An 18,920-nucleotide genomic window follows, 5' to 3' on the forward strand; every position below is an offset into this window, starting at 1 on the left:
TCAGCAAGCATCCGTACTGTCCTAAGACAGGAACAACTTTCTTAGTGATGTTCGATGCGAACACGGGATGTGGGTGATGTGATGACAGACACGACGGTGCTGATCGTCGGGGCCGGACCGACCGGGCTGACGCTGGCCTGCGAGCTTGCGGCTCGCGGGGTCCCGTTCCGGTTGGTCGAAACCGCATCGGACCCGCAGGCGGGATCGCGTGGGAAAGGCGTCCAGCCCCGCACGCTCGAGGTGTTCGACGACCTCGGCATCGTCGATCGCGTGCTCGCCAACGGTCGACTGGCGATGCCCGTCCGCTCGACCACGGCCGACGGTCAGGTCACACTGGGCGGTGCTGTGCCGGAGGATCTGCGCAATCGGCCGGACATTCCGTACCCGGCGAGCCTCATCACGCCCCAGTGGCGCGTCGAAGAGGCGCTCCGCCTCCGGCTCACCGAACTCGGCGGCGCGGTCGAGTTCGGAACCTCCCTCACGAGTTTCGACCAGACGGCGGATGCCGTCTCCGCAGTCCTCTCGAAGGGCGGCGCGAACGAGACTGTCACGACGCGCTGGCTGGTGGGTGCGGACGGCGGCCACAGTGTTGTCCGCAAGCAGGCCGGCATCGCCTTTGTCGGTGAGACGCTCGACGAGGTCCGCATGATCGTCGCCGACGTCGAGGTCGACGGCCTCGATCGCGACGCATGGCACATGTGGCGTAGCGGATTCGGTGTGAGCCTGTGCCCGCTGCCCTCCACCGAGGTCTTTCAATACCAGGCTGCCGTTGGCCCCGACGACAGCCCGGACCTCAGCCTGGAGAATCTTCAGTCGATCCTGAACGAGCGCAGCGGTCGCACCGACATCCGTCTGCACGAGCCGACCTGGTCCTCGCTCTGGCGCGCCAACGTCCGACTCGTCGAGCGCTATCGTCACGGTCGTGTGTTCCTCGCCGGCGACGCAGCGCACATCCACTCTCCCGCGGGCGGTCAGGGCATGAACACGGGCATCCAGGACGCCCACAACCTCGGCTGGAAGCTGGCCGCGGTCGAACTCGGCGCCGCGCCGACTCTGCTGGACAGCTACGAGGCGGAGCGCCGCCCGGTCGCCGCTGGCGTGCTCGCGCTCTCCAACGAGCGCCTCGCTCAGGCCATCGCGGAGAAGGGGATCCCCACGCAGCGCTCCATGAGCACCATGCAGCTCGACGTGAACTACCGCGGGGCCACGTCGGTGAGCGACGACCGCGACGACGATGCCACGCTGCGCGCGGGTGATCGGGCCCCGGATGCGACGGAACTCGCGACCACCGAGGGCGCACGCCGACTGTTCGAGCTGACGCGCGGTGGACACTTCACCGCGCTCGACTTCGGGCACGCGCCGGAACTCTCGTCCCCACACGTCGCGCTCAGAACGCTTCGGGTCGTCGATCGGCCGAGCCGCCCCGATGAGGTCGCCGACACGGCGGGTCACCTCGCCGCCGCCTATGCGGCCGGGCCGAAAACCCTCGTGCTCATCCGACCGGACGGCTATGTCGGCCTGATCTCCGACGCCGGCGACGCCACGGTTGCGAAGGACTACCTGGCCGCGATCTGATCCGTCGCCGCCCCATGGCGTGCGCTCGCGCGCAAGGGCAGCTCGTGCTCCCCGTGCTCACTCTCGTCGGTGTTGTGCTGATCAGCCGGCCGGGCGGCGGGATGACCATGGCCGGCCGGGCGCTGAGGGCGAGATCCTCGACATTGGCTCGTCGCCGGTTCCGGTGCGGTGGTGATCGCCCTTGCGGGCGCCGTGATGTCTCTGAGTCGCGTCTCGAGACAGCGGATGTGGAATACTCGACCACTCGATAAAGTTGAGCCATATAGACTCAACTTTGAACAGGCATCCGTTCGGCGTGAAATGGACGAGAACGACATCGTCCGAGGCGTGCGGATGCCGCGCCACCGTGGGGGAAGGACAGGGCACAGATGGCGAACATGCAGGGCGCACCCTCCAGCCAGGAGGAGCAGAAGAGCGCGCTCGAACAGTACGGGATCGACCTCACCGCGCTGGCCAAGGCGGGCAAGCTCGATCCGGTGATCGGCCGTGACTCCGAGATCCGCCGCGTCAGCCAGGTGCTGACCAGGCGCACCAAGAACAACCCGGTGCTCATCGGCGAGCCCGGCGTCGGTAAGACGGCCGTCGTCGAGGGGCTCGCGCAGCGCATCGTCGCCGGCGACGTGGCCGAGTCGCTGAAGAACAAGCGGCTCGTCTCGCTCGACATCTCAGCACTCGTGGCCGGCGCGATGTATCGCGGACAGTTCGAGGAGCGGCTGAAGAGCGTGCTGGGGGAGATCGACGAGTCGAACGGTGAGGTCATCACGTTCGTCGACGAGCTGCATCTGCTGATGGGCGCCGGCGGCGGCGAGGGATCGGTTGCGGCATCCAACATGCTCAAGCCGATGCTGGCCCGTGGCGAGCTGCGTTTGATCGGCGCCACCACACTCGACGAGTACCGCGAATACATCGAGAAGGATGCCGCGCTCGAGCGCCGCTTCCAGCAGGTGTACGTCGGCGAGCCGAGCGTCGAGGACACGATCGCGATCCTGCGCGGCCTCAAGGGTCGATACGAGGCCCACCACGGGGTGACCATTTCGGATGCCGCGCTGGTGGCAGCCGCATCCCTCTCCAATCGCTACATCACGGCGCGTCAACTGCCCGACAAGGCGATCGACCTGATCGACGAGGCGATGAGCCGGCTCAAGATGGAGATCGACTCGTCGCCGGTCGAGATCGACCAGCTGAAGCGCCAGGTCGACCGCATGAAGCTCGAGGAGCTCGCACTCAAGAAGGAGAAGGACGACGCGTCCAAGGAGCGTCTCGCCAAGCTGCGCGAAGAGCTCGTGGAGCGCGAGCGGGAGCTCGCCGAGCTCGAGGCGCGCTGGGAACGCGAGCGCATGGGACTCAACCGCGTCGGCGAGCTGAAGAAGAAGCTCGACGAGGCCGTCACCGAGCGCGATCGCGCGCTGCGCGAGGCGAACTACGCGAAGGCGTCCAAGCTCGAGTACGAGACCATCAAGCAGCTGCAGCGCGACCTCGACGAAGCCGAGAAGGCGGAAGATGCGCCGGATGAGCCGCGCATGGTGAACGAGCAGGTCACCGACGAAGACATCGCGGCCGTGATCGCGGCATGGACGGGCATCCCCGTCGGACGCCTCCTGCAGGGCGAGAGCGAGAAGCTGCTGAACCTCGAGAACGAGCTCGGCAAGCGACTCATCGGCCAGAAGCGTGCCGTACATGCGGTGGCGGATGCCGTCCGTCGTTCCCGCGCGGGCATCAGCGACCCGAACCGGCCGACCGGCTCGTTCCTGTTCCTCGGGCCGACCGGCGTCGGCAAGACGGAGCTGGCGAAGGCGCTCGCCGAGTTCCTGTTCGACGACGAACACGCCATGGTGCGCATCGACATGTCAGAGTACGGCGAGAAGCACACCGTGTCGCGACTGGTCGGTGCCCCTCCCGGCTACGTCGGTTACGAGCAGGGCGGACAGCTCACCGAGGCCGTGCGTCGTCGCCCGTACAGCGTGATCCTGCTCGACGAGGTGGAGAAGGCGCATCCGGAGGTGTTCGACATCCTGCTGCAGGTGCTCGACGACGGACGCCTCACCGACGGCCAGGGGCGCACCGTGGACTTCAGGAACACCATCCTGATCCTCACGTCGAACCTGGGATCGGCCATCCTGATCGACCCGACGCTGCCGTGGACCGAGAAGGAGGACCAGGTGCAGGCGCTCGTGCGCCAGGCGTTCAAGCCCGAGTTCGTCAACAGGCTCGACGACATCGTCGTGTTCTCCGCGCTCAGCGAGGAGGAGCTGGGCGAGATCGTCTCGCTCTACATCGACCGGCTGCAGGCGCGCCTGCACGAGCGTCGACTGGAGCTCGGCGTGACCCCGGATGCCCGTGCCTGGCTCGCCGAGCGCGGCTACGACCCCATCTATGGCGCGCGTCCGTTGCGCCGCCTGATGCAGCACGAGATCGACGACAGGCTGGCGACCGCGCTGCTGGATGGCAGCATCCGCGACGGCAGCACCGTGCGTGTCGACCTCGCCTCCGACGGAGATCACCTGGAGGTCACGCCGGTCGAGTAGCAGAGGGTGACGGTCGTGTCCGCCAGGGTGGACAGGACCGTCACGTGTTCACGCCGGCGGTCGTGCCCTCGTGCGGGAGAGCCATGTACGCTCCCGCGGCACCCTGTCGCGACACGCCGCGATCATCGTGCGACGCGCGCGTGCACCAGCCAGATCGCCGCAGGAACACACCGCGGACCCACGCGTCGAGGTCATCGAGATGCGACCTCGTCGGCCAGACTGCGACCTCGGCGGCCGCCAGTAACCCCGCGGCCGGGCAGCGACCCGTCGGCCGCTCAGCTCCGCGGGTGCGCCTTGAAGAACGCCCAGATGTCCGGAGCGCCGAATCCCTGGGAGGTGGCCCACGGAACCTCGTGAGCCATGCCGTCGATGGTGACGACCTCGACACTGCTGCCGTGGGCGCAGTCCGCGAGCGAGGTGTGGATGCCCCCGTTCTGCGTCACCGTCGGCGGCCCGCAGTCGTCGGCCGTGCGCCAGGGCGCATCAGACGCGGAGTCGAAGGACACATCGATGTCGGCCAGCCCGTGAACGTGCAAGACGGAGGCAGCGGCCGGATGCTTGCACGCACTCTCCAGATCGCCGGACATGGGCGCGATCGCGGCGAACAGATCCGTGTCGCAGCCCAGCCGGTACGCCATCATGGCGCCGTTGGAGAACCCGGTGACGTAGACCCGTTTCGGATCGATCTTCGTCCGCGCCTCGACCTCCTTCACGACGGAGCTGAGGTATGCGACGTCGTTCGTCTCGTTCAGCGCCGCGTCGCCGCAGCAGCCGCCGGCATCCCAGGATCCGTCGCCGACCCCGTCCGGATAGACGGCCACGAACCCATCGGTGTCGACCAGCGGATCGAAGCCGTATCCCATCGCGAGGGCGCCGTTGCCCGGAAACTCGTGCAGCACCAGCACCAGTGGCGCAGGCCCGGCGACATGGGCCGGCACGTGGACGGTCACCAGGCGGTCGGCCTTCATGGTGATGGTGTGGATCCCGGCCGTGAACGGTGTCGGCGTCGCGGCGGGAGCAGAGGCCGAACATCCGGCGAGGACGCCACCGAGGAGCAGAAGCATCAGAGCGGCTGCAACTGCCCGCAGCTTCGCACGCATCACTGAACCGCATTCAGGGGTGTTGGCATGGACACAAGGTACAGCTCCCGTGGACGGCGTCCCACCGGTTTCAACCGCTGGTGAGGCCCCGACCGGACTGCAGATATGGCGCCAAACGCGGGCTCGTGGAGCCATTTCCGCAGTTCGAACCTGGGTGGGTCAGCGAGCCACGGCCCCCCACGGGCAGGCCGCTGTCGGACGGGCGACAGGTGATCGCGGGGTGCCCAGCGCTCATCGTGCGCTGTTCCCGCTCACGCCGGGACGGGGATGCTCCGGTAGGGGGGCCTGGAGGTGCTCGAGGCACGGAAAGAGCAGGGGTCCGCAGGAGCGTGTCGCCGTCCGAGCTCTGCCTCGTGACGCGCGTCCGCGTCGCTACCGGGCGGACGTCGCTCGACTCGCGTCGCTACCGGGCGTGGACGTCGCCCGATTCGCGCCACTGCCGGGCGGCCAGCAACGTCTCCTGGATGAATGGCGCCTTGGCTGCCCGGTATCGCGGCCGATCGCGGTCGTCGACCGAGGCGAGCCGACGCTTCAGGGCGCCGTACTCCGCGGCGGCTTCCGGATGTGAACGCAGGTAGTCGCGGTAGATCAGCAGGTCTTCCCATCCCCAGGCGGGCTCGACGACGTGCAGATGGTGGCTTCGCCGCTCGATCGACGGAAAGCACAGCGAATACTTGCGTGCGTCGTCATCACCGGGTTCGGGCGCGAGCAGCCAGCCGACGTCATCCAGCCGGGCCAGCACGGGAGCGACGCTGTCGTGCGACCGCACGACGGCGAGCATGTCGACGATCGGTTTGGCCGGCAGGCCGGGGATCGAGGTGCTGCCGATGTGCTCGATTGGCCGTACCAGCACGTCGGCGAGCAGCGGCGTAAGGATTCGCTTCTGCTCGTCGAAGAGAGTCGGCCACGCAGGGTCGTAGTCCTCGATGTGAATGGGATCCAAGCGCACAGCCCATTGTCGACCCTTCGCTCATCGCCCACGGACGACGTGTGGCACCCGTGTGGGCCGTGCGTTCCTGCGGCACTCTGCCGCGACACGCCGCAGACAGCCTGAGACACGCGGATGTCGCGCCCGAAGCGCCGCAGGACGACACGCTCTCGTGCGCGAGGATGCTATGCGTCGATGTCATCGAGACGCGCGATGACCACTTCCAGCAGCCGGGCCAGCTCACCGCGCTCGGAGTCGCTGAGGTCCTTGAGCACGTCGGATTCGACCACGTTGGATCCGCGGATCGCCTGGCCGAAGAGATCCCATCCGCTGTCGGTGAGCTCCACGAACACGCGCGTGCGATTCGCCGTATCCGGTGCGCGCTCGACGAGTCCGCGGTCGGCGAGCTTGTCGAGGCGGTGCGTCATGGATGACGGCGCAACGCTGGTCAGATCCGCGAGCTGACTGGGGGTGAGCGGCTCGCCGGTCTTGGCGAGGGCGGCGATCACGGCCCATTCGCCGGACATCAGGTCGAGATCCGCCAGCTGTCTGGCGTACCACTGTTCGAGCTTCTTGCTCAGGCTGCCGACGGCCGTGATCACGCGCTGAACAGACTCCTCGCCGCCCGCTGCCACATAGGCGGCGACCGCCTGTCTGTGGAGCTCGGGCGCTGTGGGAGTTCGTCGGGCCATAGGGGAATTCTCGCACCCAGGTTTCGGTTGCTAATATTTCGATGTCGAATAGTTCTACGCCGAACACTTCGGTATAGAAGGAGTTCGGCGACGCGAGATCTCGGCGCGAAGCGCATCCAGCGCCATGAGCGGGCGAAGCGAGTCGAAGGGTTTTGGGGGTCCTTCGACTCGCTCCGCCTGCTCAGGGATCTCGCTCACCGGTTGAGCCCGCTGCGCCGCGGGTTGAGCTTGGGGCCTCGGCCGCCGGTTCCGGCGCGTCGCGTAGCGACGTGACGGCCGTACGCGCTGGGGAGCGAAACCAGCGACCACCGCTGGTTTCGACGGGCTCAACCAGCGGTGGGCGCTGGTTTCGACAGTGCTGCCGGCGGGTAGTCGCCGCAGCAGGTACCGGGCCGCAACAACGTCAGGCAACAACGTCAGGCAACAACGTCAGGCAACAACGTCAGGCAACAACGTCAGGGAGGTGTCATCATGCGCGCGAGACTGCTCGTGCTCGCATCCGCTATCGGCTCACTCGGCTGGGGAGCCGTGCTGCCCTATCAATACGCCTATGCGTCGGATACCCGCGGCTGGGGCGCCCTCGTCGCCGCCGGTGCCGCCTCCCTGTTCTCCGTCGGCGCGCTCGTGGCGGCGCCACTCGCCGGACGTCTTGCAGACCGTTTCAATCCGGTCTACGTCGTCGTGCTCTCGCAGTTGCTCGGCGCAGCGGCGGTGGGATCCCTCGCGTTCGTCGGGCAGCCGGGCCTCTTCCTGGCGGGGATGCTCGTGTTCGGCCTCGGCCTCTCCGCCGCCGTTCCCGCGAAGCAGGTGCTGGCCCTCCGCTGGTCGTCAGGGAGCGACCGCCGCAAGATCTTCGCGTACAAGTTCACGGGTGAATCCCTCGGCATGGCTGCCGGCGCGTTCCTGGCCGGGCTCGTCGTCGACCTGAACCGGGCCGACGGCCTCAACGTGGGATTCCTCATGGCTGCCGCAGGATTCGTGCTGTCGTCGGCGCTCATCGCTCTCGCTGGACGTCTGCCTGTGCGGCGGGACCCGGCCGCATCCGTCGGCTCTTCGCTCGTCGGCGTGATGGCGCGACGGGACGCCGCGTCGGGCACCGTCCCGAACGGCGGTGTCGGCCCAGACGTGGACGCCGTCCCGAACAGCGGTTTCGACGCAGGCCTGGATGCCGAGACCGGCGCCATCACGGTGATCGACCAGCCGGCATCCGGATCCCCGCGTCGCCGGGGCGCGCTGCGCGCCATCTTCGCCGAGCCCGCCATGCGCTGGACCGCCGTCATCACGATCGTGCTCGCGCTGGGCTTCTACGCCCAGTTCGAATCCGGCCTGCCCGCCTATGGGCTGACGGTGCTGCACGTGGACGCCTCGGCGATCGGGCTGGCGGCCGCGGTCAACTGCATCGTGATCGTCGTGCTGCAGGTCATCATGGTGCGCCTCACCGCGAAGAGGTCGGCGCCGACCCTGCTGATGGCCGTCGGCGGCATCTGGGTGGTGGGGTGGATCATCCTGTCGTCCGCGCAGTTCATGCCGGGCGTGGCATCCGCTCTGTTCGTCATGACGTTCGGCGTCTTCGCCGTCGGCGAGACGATCTACAGCCCCGTGCTGAACCCGCTGACCGCGTCGCTTGCGCCGAAGGGCATGGTCGGGCAGACCCTCGGTACGATCGCGGCGCTGCAGACCGCGTTCTCGGCCGCCGGCCCGCTCGTCGCGGGCGTGCTGCTCGGTGCCGGGCTGGCGGACGTGTTCCTCGGCATCCACATCGTGATCAGCGCCACCGCGGTCTTCGCGGCGTGGCGGATCGGACGGGCGCTCGCAGCCAAGGAATCCGGTGCATCGGTGGCGGATGCGGCGCCGGCCGATCGGGATGCGGCCCAGGTCGGCGGCCGCAGGCTGTCGCGCGCCGCTAGGCCGCCGCGAAGCGATGGGCGGGTGCGACGAGCAAGCGGCCGTCGTGCCCGGTCACGGTGAAGCCGACGCGCTCCAGAAACCCTCGGCAGTCGCTCGCGCCGGCGTCCGCGCGAAGCCAGATCGGGCATCCGTGCGTCTCGGCGATGTGCGCGAGCCGACGCATCGCGAGCGTGCCGATGCCTTGATCCCTGTGTTCGACGAGCACGCTGAGTTCGAGGAGTTGGATGCCGCTCTCACGCAGCACGGTGACCATGCGCCCGCAGAGCGTCTTGTCGTGCTCGATGGCGAGGTCGACGGCATCCGGGAACTCCGCATCGGTGCGGATCCGTTCGTCGACGTACTGCATGCTGGCGAGCGCTTCGCGTGCCGTGGCGTCGATCGCGAGCGCAGCGATCTCTGCTGCGTGCACCTGTCGGAAGAGCCGGAAGAGAGCGGGGCCGTCGACAGCGGTGATGGGCCGGTAATGGAGTTCGTGGGGCGGTATCACGGGCGCCGACCCGAAGACCGGAACGACGGACGGTGACCGGAGGCGTGACGCAGTTCACGGCGCGAGGTCGCGATGAAGAGCTGCGCATCCTGCACGCCGGACGCCTCGGGTGCCATCAGTCTGTAGACGCCCGCTGGGGGCGGGGTTGCGGCGGAGAACAGAACACCGAACCGGGTGCGCGCGTCGTCCGAGACGTTCACCAGCGATTCGACGGCGGCCAGCGTGAGGTCGTAGTGACCGTATTCGCTGACGGCGTCGAAGTGCCGCCCGACGGCATCCGCATATCTGTCTCTGGTCGGAGCGGATGCCTGTGCCACAGCAGGCAGGATCGTCGCCGCCATTGCCACTGCGGCATACTGCGGCGCCCCGGCCACAATGACCGTGCGCCGCGTCGCAGAGCGCGCGCCCCCTACGTCTCGTCGTCCCATGTCGTCGCTCCCCCAGCGTTGTTCGACAGAGTCTGGGTGACACCTTAGGACGCTGTCGGGGTCCAGTGGAAGAGGTGAACGGGACCTGGCCGCGAGTTTTTCGTGACATGTCGGCGTGTCGCCGAATCCCGGCTTCTGGGGCGGAGTACGGCCACGTCCCGTGGGTGCGCAGAAACGCCGGTTAGGGTTGAGGTGTGAGTTCTTTCGTCTTCGTTCAGCCCGCGGGGCGTCGGGAGGTCGTCGGCGGCAACGCCGGCGGCAGATAGCGACGGGCACTCGTGAGCGAGCGCGTTGATCTCGCTCGCTCGCCTGCGCGCGTGATCGTGGTGTCTCTCCACGAACGCTGTGACGGCGCCGCACCACATCCGGCGCCATGCCTCGAACGGAACAACCCGTGCCGGACCGGCCGGGCGGACAACGAAACGGAACCTCATTCATGCGACCCGTCACCGAACGGGAGATCCGCGCGTCCTTCGTGAACGCGAGTCTCCGCGAACGCAACAACCTGAACCTGCCGGCCGACTTCGACACGATCCCCTGGGAGAGCCTCGACTACGTGGGCTGGCGCGACCGCAAGTACGACGGCATCGCGTATCTGATCGTGCCCGTCGGTGACGGAGTGGTCGGCATCCTGCTGCGCAAGGCCGAGGCGCGCAGTCGCTTCAAGTCGCAGTGCGCGTGGTGCGAAGACGTCACCATTCCGCACGATGTCGTGTTTTACAGCGCCAAGCGTTCCGGCAAGGCCGGGCGCAATGGCGACACCGTCGGCACGCTCGTGTGCGAGGGCTTCCAGTGCTCGGGCAACGTGCGCCGGCGGGATCCGGCGCCGTACGCGGGCTTCGACGTGGAGGCGGCGAGGGATGCCCGCATCGCCACCCTGCGCGAGCACGCCGCTGCCTTCGCGTCCAAGGTGGTCGACGGGGACTGAGGACACACCTTCGCCGTGACTCGTCAGTGCTTCGGGCGCCGGGTGCGCGGCGCCGACGTCACGACGTGCAGCCAGACACCGGTGAGCGAGATCGAGTACACGCCCGAGCGATTCCTCTCGCCACGGGTTTCGTGCGCCGCTACGGCGAGGCCGCAGGACGCGAGGCGTCGCTGAGTCGCGGTGATGTCGGTCGTCCCGCGTTCCCCTGGTTATTTACATGGGTACGTAATTGCATTCCCGCCGCAGCAGCGGATCCACTGCACGATCGCGCTCGCCCCGGTGGGCGACGGCTCGCAGACAGAGCACGTCTTCACGTGTGCGTTCCCCGCAGGCATGTCCGATGAGGAGATCGCCTCCTGGGTGGCGGTCGGCATGCGCGAAGGCTGGGCGATGACGATCGAGCGTCTGATGGCCTGATCCCGGGGGTTGTCGCGCGGTCGGTGCCGGTCGACGATCGACGATCGTCTCCGCCCGAAACGTCAGAATGCGCGACCCCGGGCCAGCCGGTGTCGCGCACTCTATGACGTTTCCATGAGGACTGTGCGCGTCCATGGGGACTGCGCGCGTCCATGGGGACTGTGCGCCGTGGCGGGCGCGCGTCCGTTCCCTACGCGTTGACGATGAGCAGCTCGTCGAGCGGAAGGCGCACGCGCGGGGCGCGCTCGCGTTCGCGGGTGTTCTCGGGAAGGTCGTCGACGTCGCCGAGCACGCCGATGGCGGCGGCGCTGAGGATTTCGTAGTCCTCGCTCACGTCGAAAGCCTGGCGCAGCTCGTCGACGAGCACGCCACCCATCTGGTGCACGTGCAGACCGTCGTGGTGCGCCTGCACCGTGAGGTGCGCGAATGCCTGACCGAGGTCGTACTGCGCCCAGCGCATCGGCTGTCCCTCGTCGTTGACGCGACGGGTGAGGCCCACGACGAGGGCGCCCGCATTCACGGCCCAGAACTGGTTGAAGCCCATGAGGTTCGCCACGATCGTGTCGAACTCCGGCGTACCGCGCCGGGCGACGATGAAGCGCCAGGGCTGCGTGTTCGCCGCGGACGGCGACCAGCGCGCGGCCTCCAGAGCCGCGGTGAGCTTCGTCTCGTCGAGAGACGCACTCGCGTCGTAGGCGCGCGGGCTGAACCGTTCAGCGAGAACGGGGTGGATGGGGGTGCTCGTTTCGGCGGTGCGGTCGGACGCGAGCGTCAGAGACACGGGTACTCCTCGGTTGTGACGTGAGGGCGTCGCCGTGATGCGGATGGATGCCGTGTGCAGGCTTCGGATGCCGGAGAACCGGCATCCCGTGGTCGCGGTGCGTCCTCGGGTTGATGAACTCGGCCACGCTGCCAACCTCCATGCAAACACATGTTCCCCATGGTTTCTTCCCGTGCGTGTGCCGCGTCCCGCCGACGCCGCCCCGCGTTGGCCGGCCGACCCCACCAAGCCCGCCCGCCCCATCGTGTTCCCTGTCCCTTCGTGTCGCCCGACAGGTTGCCCCACCGCCCGCCCACCCCGCTCCGCTGTCCCTTGGCGTCGCCCGCCAGGTCCGCTCCGCTCCGCTGTCCCTTCGTGTCGCCACCGGGCGAGCGACCCGACACGAACGGACAGCGGAAGCAGACTGACGGGCGCGAGGTCCACCCGCCCCACCCGTTAACCCCACCGCACTCCGCTGTCCCTTCGCGTCGCCGCTGGCCGAGCGACCCGACACGAACGGACAGTGGAAGCACGAGGTGGGCGCCAGAGACAGCGCGTCAGGGCTCGGTGTGGCGGGAGATCTCGCGCTGGGCGCGGCGGACGTACGCCTCGAGGGCGGGAGGGTGCGGCATCCATTCGTCCTGCAGCTCGCCGCGATAGGCCGCTGCCGCCCGCACCAGCACGACGGCCTCGTCGTCGGGGAGGCGGCGCGCGATGCGTTCCGCCGCGACGTCCTTCGGAACGATCCGCCCGGTCTCGAGCGTGTGCTGCATCCGCGCCAGCGTGAGCAGCACGTTGCGCTCGTCGCCTCGCAGATTGTCGACGAGCTCCGGAAGAGAATCCACGATCGCCCGTTCGAGGTCCTTCGGCGGAATCGCAGGAATCAGGATGTCTGGGCTCGGCCCGACGACAGCGACCCCCGTATCGCGGGCGGCGGTCAGCACCACGGCGAGGTCCGGGTCGGCGTGCGGTCCGGCGAGCGTGCCGGCCTCGGCTTCGGCGCGCAACCACTCGCCATACTGCAGATGGGTGATGGGCGGACAGCGCCACGGATCGATGTCCCCGTGAACCACCACTGTCACTTCGGTGGGACGTGCCGGTCCCCGTCGCGCCCGGGATCCGGAGACGTCGAGCAGACGATCGACCAGTGTCGCTCGCGTCGCGTCGTCGAGCGCGGAGCGCACGATCACCAGGAGATCGAGGTCGCTGTCGGGTCGTAGCCCTCCGGAAGTGGCGGATCCGTGCACGATCGCGGCCAGCATCCGTTCGCCGAGCGCGCCGCTCGCGGCCGCCAACACGCGCGCGAAACCGGGATCGACGGAGTCGATCGCCGCACCGTCGACCTGCGCCGCGCCCATGGGGCGGTGCTCGCCCGTAGGACGGTGCTCGTGGGCAGAAGTCACGGCACTATTGTGCGCGCACCGTTCCGCTGTCCCCTCGTGTCGCGTCGCTCGGCCACCGAGTCGCGACCCTCGGCGCCCGCGTCGCGACCCTCTCGTCGCGTCGCAGCGTTCGGCTGTCCCTTCGTGTCGCCAAGGTGGGGCGCAGGCGACACGAGGGGACAGCGGAAGTGGGGTCGTGTCGCTGAGGTGGGGCGCGGGCGACGCTCAGGGACAGCGGAAGGGACAGCGGAAGGGACAGCGGAAGCCTGGATGGTGGCGTCGAGGGCGGTGACCCAGTGCCGGTGACGTCAGTGCGCGACCGGCGCCGGAGCATCCGCTCGGTCGTCGGCCTGCACCCGGCTGCCCCACACGGCGAAGAGCACGAAGCCGACAAACACGAACGTGGCGCCGCCGAGCACCGCAGCGGCGACGCCGCTGGTCTCTCCGCCGACGGCGCTCACCGAGACGAACACGGTGGTGAGGGCGGCGACGCCGATGGACCCGCCGAGCTGCTGCATGGTCTGCAGCACACTGGATGCCGCGCTCACGTGCTCCTCGGGCGCACGATCCATCGCCACGGCGGTGATCGGGGCGAAGGTCATGCCGGCGCCGAGTCCCATCACCACGAGCGGCCCGAGGATGCCCGTCACGAACGAGTCGTGCTCGCTGAGCCTGCTCAGCCAGAGCAGCCCGCCTGCGAGGAAGAAGAGCCCGGCAGCGCCGACGATCCACTCGCCGATGCGCGGCAGGAACCGCGGCACCAGCTGGCTCACCGTCACCATCGTCACGACGAACGGGAGCAGCCCGAGCCCGGTCTCCAGCGGCGTGAAGTGCAGCACCTGCTGCGTGAACAGCGTGATGAAGTAGAAGAACGCGAACATGCCGGCCGGCACCAGCAGCATCGCGACCAAAGGTGCGACGTTGCGTGGGCCGCGGAAGAGCCGCAGCGGAACGACGGGGCTGCGGTGCTTGCGCTCGATCAGCACGAGCGCCACGAGCGACGCGACGGCAACAGCGAACGCGATCAGGGCGACCGGGTTGGTCCATCCGGTACCGGCCGCCGTCGTGAATCCGAAGATGAGCGCGACCATGCCGAGCGTGGACGCCACGGCCCCGCCGAAGTCCAGCCGGGTCTGCTCCCGGTCCGTCTCGCGCAAGAAGAGGAGCGCGCCAGCGACGATCAGGATGCCGACCGGCACGTTCACGAACATCACCCACTCCCAGCCGAATCCGGTGGTGAGCACCCCGCCGAGGATCAGCCCGATCGCGCCTCCGCTTCCGGCCGCGAGCATGAACAGAGCCATCGCGCGGCTGCGCTGGCGGCCGGGCGTTGTGTTGGCCATCAGCAGCACGAGCGTGCTCGGGGCAGCGATCGCGGCGCCGATGCCCTGCACCACGCGGGCGATGACGAGCACCGCAGCTGACGGGGCGAGGCCTCCCGCGGCGGATGCCACGATGAAGACGACCGTGCCGATGATGAGCGCACGCTTGGCGCCGATCATCGATCCGACCTTGCCGCTGAGGAGCATGAGACCCGCGAACGCGAGCGCGTAGGCGGTCACGACCCAGGAGAGCCCGACCGGCGTGAATCCGAGGGATTTCTGGATGTCGGGCAGCGCGACGTTCACGATGCTCGCGTCGACCACGAGCATGAGCTGCGTCACGAACACGACGACCAGGCCGAGCATGCGGAAACGGTGGGGCGCGGCATCCGTCTCGGCGGACGGGACAGCGTGCGTGGCCGGGATCGTCTCGGCGGATGCCGTTGCCTCGAACGACGCGCTCGTCGTGCTCGAACCGGTCGCAAGGTCGGTCGTCGCGGTCGGGGAGGTGATCGAGGGGGTCTGGCGTGTGCTGGCCGCCGGACGCTCGGGCAGCCGGATGCCGTCGGTGGGTGGAAGGAGTGCGGTATCGGCCATGTCTGGCGCGTCCCCTGTTCTGCCGCGCGCTGGAGCTGAAAGCGAAGGCCATTTCTGGCCTTCGCCGCGACGCCAGCGCCGACCGCCGTCTCGGCGGTCGGTAGGTACTGGTGCAATCGCGGAAACGCGCCAGATTCGCGGCGTTGTGGCGTAAGGTGGGTATCCGGAGGAGCTCTCCTGTTAGTGATTACGACAATACGGAGACTGTCTCCGCTTTGTCAACGATGGTGCTGTTCGTCCCTGGCGAACAGCGAGAACCGTGGGACGTCCTGCACGGACATCCCCGAGAAGAAGGACTGATGGGAAGCGCGACCGCCACAGCGCAGCGGCCGATGAGGGCCGACGCGCAGCGCAACTACGACCGGATCGTGGAGGTCGCCTCCGACGCCTTCGCCGAACGCGGCGTGCTCACATCGCTCGACGACATCGCCTGTCGTGCCGGTGTCGGTCCCGGCACTCTGTACCGGCACTTCCCGACACGCGACGGACTCATCGCGGCGGCGCTGGGCGGCAGCCTCGACAGGCTGACCGAACTGTCCGTTCGGCTGCAGGCATCCGACGATCCGGGCGACGCCCTCGACGAATGGATGCTCGCGCTGGCGAACCACCTGCGCACGTACGACAACCTGCCGGAGTCGATCGCGGAGGCGTTCCGCACCGAGGACTCGCCGCTGCGCAACTCTTGCCAGCCGCTGACGGACACGATGGCGCGGCTCGTCACGCGGGCGAAGAAGGCGGGCGTGATCCGCCCCGACCTGAACTCCCGTGATCTGTTCGCTCTGGTGGCCTCCGTCGCATGGGCGTCGCAACGCCGCGGCGACACCGACGCCGATCTGAAGCGGATGCTCGCGCTCGCGACCGGCGGCATCCGCTAGCCCAGCACCCATCGTGCGCGGTCCGACGGTGCGCCAGCTGCTGCCGGCCAACCGACATGACAGATCGCGCTCTCCCGCCGGGAACATGCCGTTCTGGCCTGTTTCCGGGCGGATGTCCTGTTGTCAGCACTCGATGACGTTCACCGCGAGGCCCGCCTCGCTCGTCTCCTTGTACTTCGTGGACATGTCGATGCCCGTCTGGCGCATGGTCTCCACCACGGCGTCGAGCGACACGTAGTGTGCCCCGTCGCCGCGAAGCGCCAGCCGTGTGGCGGTCACGGCGGTCGATGCGGCGATCGCGTTGCGCTCGATGCACGGAATCTGCACGAGTCCGCCGACCGGATCGCACGTGAGCCCCAGATGGTGCTCCATCGCGATCTCCGCCGCGTTCTCGATCTGCCGATTCGTGCCGCCCATGACGGCAGTCAGGCCGCTCGCCGCCATCGCACACGCCGATCCGACCTCGGCCTGGCATCCGCCTTCGGCGCCGGAGATCGACGCGTTCGCTTTGAAGAGGCTGCCCATCGCGGTCGCCGTGAGCAGGTAACGACGGATCCCCCTGCGCCGGTTCGCCTCAACGACCGTGTCGTCATCGTCCGTTCCCGAAGCGCCGTCCGTTCCCGAGGCACCCAGCAATGCACTGCCGACGAGTTCGCCGTGCGGCGTCACCGCGTTCAGGGCTCCGAGCCCGGAATCCGCGAGGAATCGCCACCAATACATGCCGACCGCCGGCACAATACCCGCCGCGCCGTTCGTCGGAGCGGTGACGACCCGACCACCCGCCGCGTTCTGCTCGTTGATGGCGAGCGCGAAGGCGCCGAGCCATTCGCCCGGCAGCTCCCTGCGGCCCTCGCGCTCGGCTTCTTCGAGTTGCTCGCGGATCGCGGCGGCGCGCCGCTTCACTCCGAGCCGTCCGGGGAGCGCGCCACCGGTGCGCAGGCCGGTCTGCACGCAGTCGGCCATGGCATCCCAGATGGCGTCGAGTCCTGCAGCAACGTCCGCTTCGGACCGCAGTGATTCCTCATTGATGCGGGCCGCCTCGGCAATCGTGATCCCACGCTCGTCGCACAGTGCGAGGAGCTCGGCTGCATTGTCGAATGCGAGAGGGAAGGCATGGGCGGTCGGCGCCTGGGAGAGCGACGACTCGCCCTCGCGTCGGATGAACCCACCGCCGACCGAGTAGTACGTCTCCTCCGCGATGACCGCACCGGTCGCATCCCTCGCAGCGAGCGTCAGCGCGTTCGGATGACCGGGCAGCCGTGTGCGCGGCGCGAACACCACGTCGTCTTTGTCGAACGGCACCGCGTGGACGCCCGCCAGAGCGAGCGCCTGCCCGCTTGGCCAGCCCGACCAGGCGGCGCGCACGAGATCCGGATCGACGCTCTCCGGCTCGAAACCCTGCAGCCCGGCGACGACGGCGTCGGGCGTGCCATGCCCGAGACCCGTTGCGCCGAGCGAACCGTAGAGCGTGCACGAGACGCGAGTCACCGGGTCGAGGATGCCGCGCTCGTCCAACCTGAGCACGAAGTCGCGGGCCGCACGCATCGGTCCAACGGTGTGCGAACTCGACGGTCCGATCCCGATCGAGAACAGCTCCAGCGCTGACACGTAGACGCCCACGGATCCAGTGTGCGTCGGCGACCCGAGCGGCGCCTCGGGCACGGCGTGGCCGGTGTCCGAGATCCCGGACGTCGCGCGTCGAACCGGTGCTCCGGCAACGCAAGCGGCTGCCCGCACCACATGCCGCGGCGCTGCCTGGCCGGAAATGTACACCCCTGCCTGAGTGCGGGATCGTTCCGTATCGTTCATCGGATGAGCGAACTAGACCGGAACGGCGTCGGCCAGCGGAGCGGCACGGGGCTGCCGATGGGCGTGCGTGCGGCCTCCGAATGGGCGTGGCGGCTGCTCGTCATCGCAGCGCTCGCCGGGGTTGTGATCTACCTCGTCATCGTGTTCCAGGATGTCGTGGTCCCGTTGCTGATCGCACTGCTGGTGTGCGCACTGGTGCAGCCCAGCGTGGCGGCGCTGACCAGACGTCGTTGGCCGAAGTGGCTGGCGATCGTCGTGTGTCTGCTGGCGCTTGCCGTGATCGTGGGGGCGTTCGTTCTGCTGGTGGTCTGGCAGGTGCGGGCCGGCATCCCGCAACTTCAGAGGGAGGGGATGGCGGCCTACGAACGTGCCCGCGAGGTGCTGCGGCAGCCACCGTTCAGCGTGAGCGATCACGAGCTCGCGAACTACCTGAAGGATGCGACAGCCTTCCTTCAGAAGGATGCCTCGAGCATCCTGGGCGGGGCGCTCAAGGTGGGAGCGGCGACCGGTCACGTGCTCACCGGCGCGCTGATCGCGCTGTTCGCCACCATCTTCATGCTCATCGACGGTGTAGGCATCTGGCGCTGGATCGTGCGCCTCTTCCCCCGGAGCGCGCGCACGGGCCTCACCGCTGCCGGGACCGCCGGGTGGGGAACGTTGACCAGTTTCGTCCGGGTGCAGATCGTGGTCGCGCTGGTGAACGGCGTCGGCATCGGCCTTGTCGCGTTCTTCCTCGGGCTGCCTCTCGCTGCGCCGATCGCTGTGGTCGTGCTCATCGCCTCCTTCATCCCGGTGATCGGCGCGATCGTGTCGGGCATCGTCGCCGTCGCGATCGCCCTGGTGTTCGGAGGACCCTTTCAGGCGATCATCATGCTGGCCGGTGTGCTCGGCGTGCACCTTCTCGAGGCCCACGTGCTGCAGCCGCTGCTCGTCGGCGGCGCAGTGAAGGTGCATCCGCTGGCCGTCGTGGTGGGCGTTGCCGCCGGCACCGGGCTGGCGGGTGTGCCAGGTGCGCTCTTCGCCGTGCCGTTCTTGGCGGTGGCCAACTCGATGATCACGGCGATGTTGCACTCGCACGATCGTCCGGCCCCGGTGGACGAGCACGGGGACGTCGAAACCGCGCCGCACCACGAGAGCGACGTCACCCAGCCTCCGCCGGGCATCCATCCGCCCGAAGGTTGAGTGTC

Annotated in this window: 16 protein-coding genes; 7 read left to right on the top strand and 9 right to left on the bottom strand. The window is 68.5% G+C overall.

The annotated features are described in order from the left end of the window. Window positions 1-81: 81 nt before the first annotated feature. Window positions 82-1,575, top strand: a complete 1,494-nt coding sequence (locus ACX9R5_RS04260; RefSeq protein ID WP_459407751.1) for an FAD-dependent oxidoreductase — start codon at window positions 82-84, stop codon at window positions 1,573-1,575. Window positions 1,576-1,943: 368 nt separating this feature from the next. Continuing rightward, a complete protein-coding gene (locus ACX9R5_RS04265; protein ID WP_459407752.1) occupies window positions 1,944-4,100 on the top strand; it encodes an ATP-dependent Clp protease ATP-binding subunit in 2,157 nt (718 codons plus the stop codon). Window positions 4,101-4,375: 275 nt separating this feature from the next. Here the strand turns inward: ACX9R5_RS04265 and ACX9R5_RS04270 are convergent, their stop codons facing one another. From ACX9R5_RS04270 to ACX9R5_RS04280, 3 genes are all read right to left on the bottom strand, one after another. Continuing rightward, window positions 4,376-5,164 (bottom strand): CE1 family esterase, encoded by a 789-nt coding sequence (locus ACX9R5_RS04270; protein ID WP_459407753.1) that lies wholly within the window; start codon window positions 5,162-5,164, stop codon window positions 4,376-4,378. Between the two features lie 439 nt (window positions 5,165-5,603). Continuing rightward, complete coding sequence (locus ACX9R5_RS04275) at window positions 5,604-6,143, bottom strand: GrpB family protein (RefSeq protein WP_459407754.1); 540 nt, start codon at window positions 6,141-6,143, stop codon at window positions 5,604-5,606. A gap of 170 nt (window positions 6,144-6,313) precedes the next feature. Next, on the bottom strand, window positions 6,314-6,820 hold the full coding sequence (locus ACX9R5_RS04280; protein WP_459407755.1) for a MarR family winged helix-turn-helix transcriptional regulator: 507 nt from the start codon (window positions 6,818-6,820) through the stop codon (window positions 6,314-6,316). A gap of 471 nt (window positions 6,821-7,291) precedes the next feature. On the opposite strand from ACX9R5_RS04280, the gene ACX9R5_RS04285 reads away from it, so the two are divergent. Then, a complete protein-coding gene (locus tag ACX9R5_RS04285) occupies window positions 7,292-8,788 on the top strand; it encodes an MFS transporter (protein ID WP_459407756.1) in 1,497 nt (498 codons plus the stop codon). On the opposite strand, the gene ACX9R5_RS04290 is transcribed toward ACX9R5_RS04285, so the two are convergent. Next, complete coding sequence (locus ACX9R5_RS04290) at window positions 8,724-9,215, bottom strand: GNAT family N-acetyltransferase (RefSeq protein WP_459407757.1); 492 nt, start codon at window positions 9,213-9,215, stop codon at window positions 8,724-8,726. The two genes, ACX9R5_RS04285 and ACX9R5_RS04290, sit on opposite strands and share 65 nt — an antisense overlap. Continuing rightward, the gene (locus ACX9R5_RS04295; protein WP_459407758.1) at window positions 9,212-9,562 is read right to left on the bottom strand and encodes a DUF6916 family protein; all 351 of its coding nucleotides are present in this window, start codon (window positions 9,560-9,562) and stop codon (window positions 9,212-9,214) included. The genes ACX9R5_RS04290 and ACX9R5_RS04295 overlap by 4 nt, the downstream gene beginning before the upstream one ends. 517 nt (window positions 9,563-10,079) lie before the next feature. Here ACX9R5_RS04295 and ACX9R5_RS04300 point away from each other — a divergent pair. Beyond that, a complete protein-coding gene (locus ACX9R5_RS04300; RefSeq protein WP_459407759.1) occupies window positions 10,080-10,571 on the top strand; it encodes an FBP domain-containing protein in 492 nt (163 codons plus the stop codon). 183 nt (window positions 10,572-10,754) lie between these two features. Further along, entirely contained in the window at window positions 10,755-10,988 is a 234-nt protein-coding gene (locus ACX9R5_RS04305) for a hypothetical protein (RefSeq protein ID WP_459407760.1), read from the top strand. Between the two features lie 190 nt (window positions 10,989-11,178). Here ACX9R5_RS04305 and ACX9R5_RS04310 read toward each other — a convergent pair whose 3' ends face one another. From ACX9R5_RS04310 to ACX9R5_RS04320, 3 genes are all read right to left on the bottom strand, one after another. Continuing rightward, window positions 11,179-11,769, bottom strand: a complete 591-nt coding sequence (locus tag ACX9R5_RS04310; RefSeq protein ID WP_459407761.1) for a nitroreductase family protein — start codon at window positions 11,767-11,769, stop codon at window positions 11,179-11,181. A gap of 536 nt (window positions 11,770-12,305) precedes the next feature. After that, the gene (locus ACX9R5_RS04315; protein WP_459407762.1) at window positions 12,306-13,151 is read right to left on the bottom strand and encodes an aminoglycoside adenylyltransferase family protein; all 846 of its coding nucleotides are present in this window, start codon (window positions 13,149-13,151) and stop codon (window positions 12,306-12,308) included. Window positions 13,152-13,438: 287 nt separating this feature from the next. Beyond that, window positions 13,439-15,049 carry an MFS transporter gene (locus ACX9R5_RS04320; protein ID WP_459407763.1) on the bottom strand — a complete coding sequence of 537 codons (1,611 nt, stop codon included), beginning with the start codon at window positions 15,047-15,049 and terminating at the stop codon, window positions 13,439-13,441. 299 nt (window positions 15,050-15,348) lie between these two features. On the opposite strand from ACX9R5_RS04320, the gene ACX9R5_RS04325 reads away from it, so the two are divergent. Beyond that, window positions 15,349-15,924, top strand: coding sequence for a TetR/AcrR family transcriptional regulator (locus tag ACX9R5_RS04325; RefSeq protein WP_459407764.1), 576 nt, complete (start codon window positions 15,349-15,351; stop codon window positions 15,922-15,924). A gap of 123 nt (window positions 15,925-16,047) precedes the next feature. Here ACX9R5_RS04325 and ACX9R5_RS04330 read toward each other — a convergent pair whose 3' ends face one another. Further along, on the bottom strand, window positions 16,048-17,544 hold the full coding sequence (locus ACX9R5_RS04330) for an L-serine ammonia-lyase, iron-sulfur-dependent, subunit alpha (protein ID WP_459407765.1): 1,497 nt from the start codon (window positions 17,542-17,544) through the stop codon (window positions 16,048-16,050). Window positions 17,545-17,736: 192 nt separating this feature from the next. Here ACX9R5_RS04330 and ACX9R5_RS04335 point away from each other — a divergent pair, with 192 nt between their 5' ends. Next, on the top strand, window positions 17,737-18,915 hold the full coding sequence (locus ACX9R5_RS04335) for an AI-2E family transporter (RefSeq protein ID WP_459407766.1): 1,179 nt from the start codon (window positions 17,737-17,739) through the stop codon (window positions 18,913-18,915). The last annotated feature ends 5 nt before the right edge of the window (window positions 18,916-18,920 follow it).

The sequence above is a fragment of the Rathayibacter sp. CAU 1779 genome, assembly GCF_054551755.1.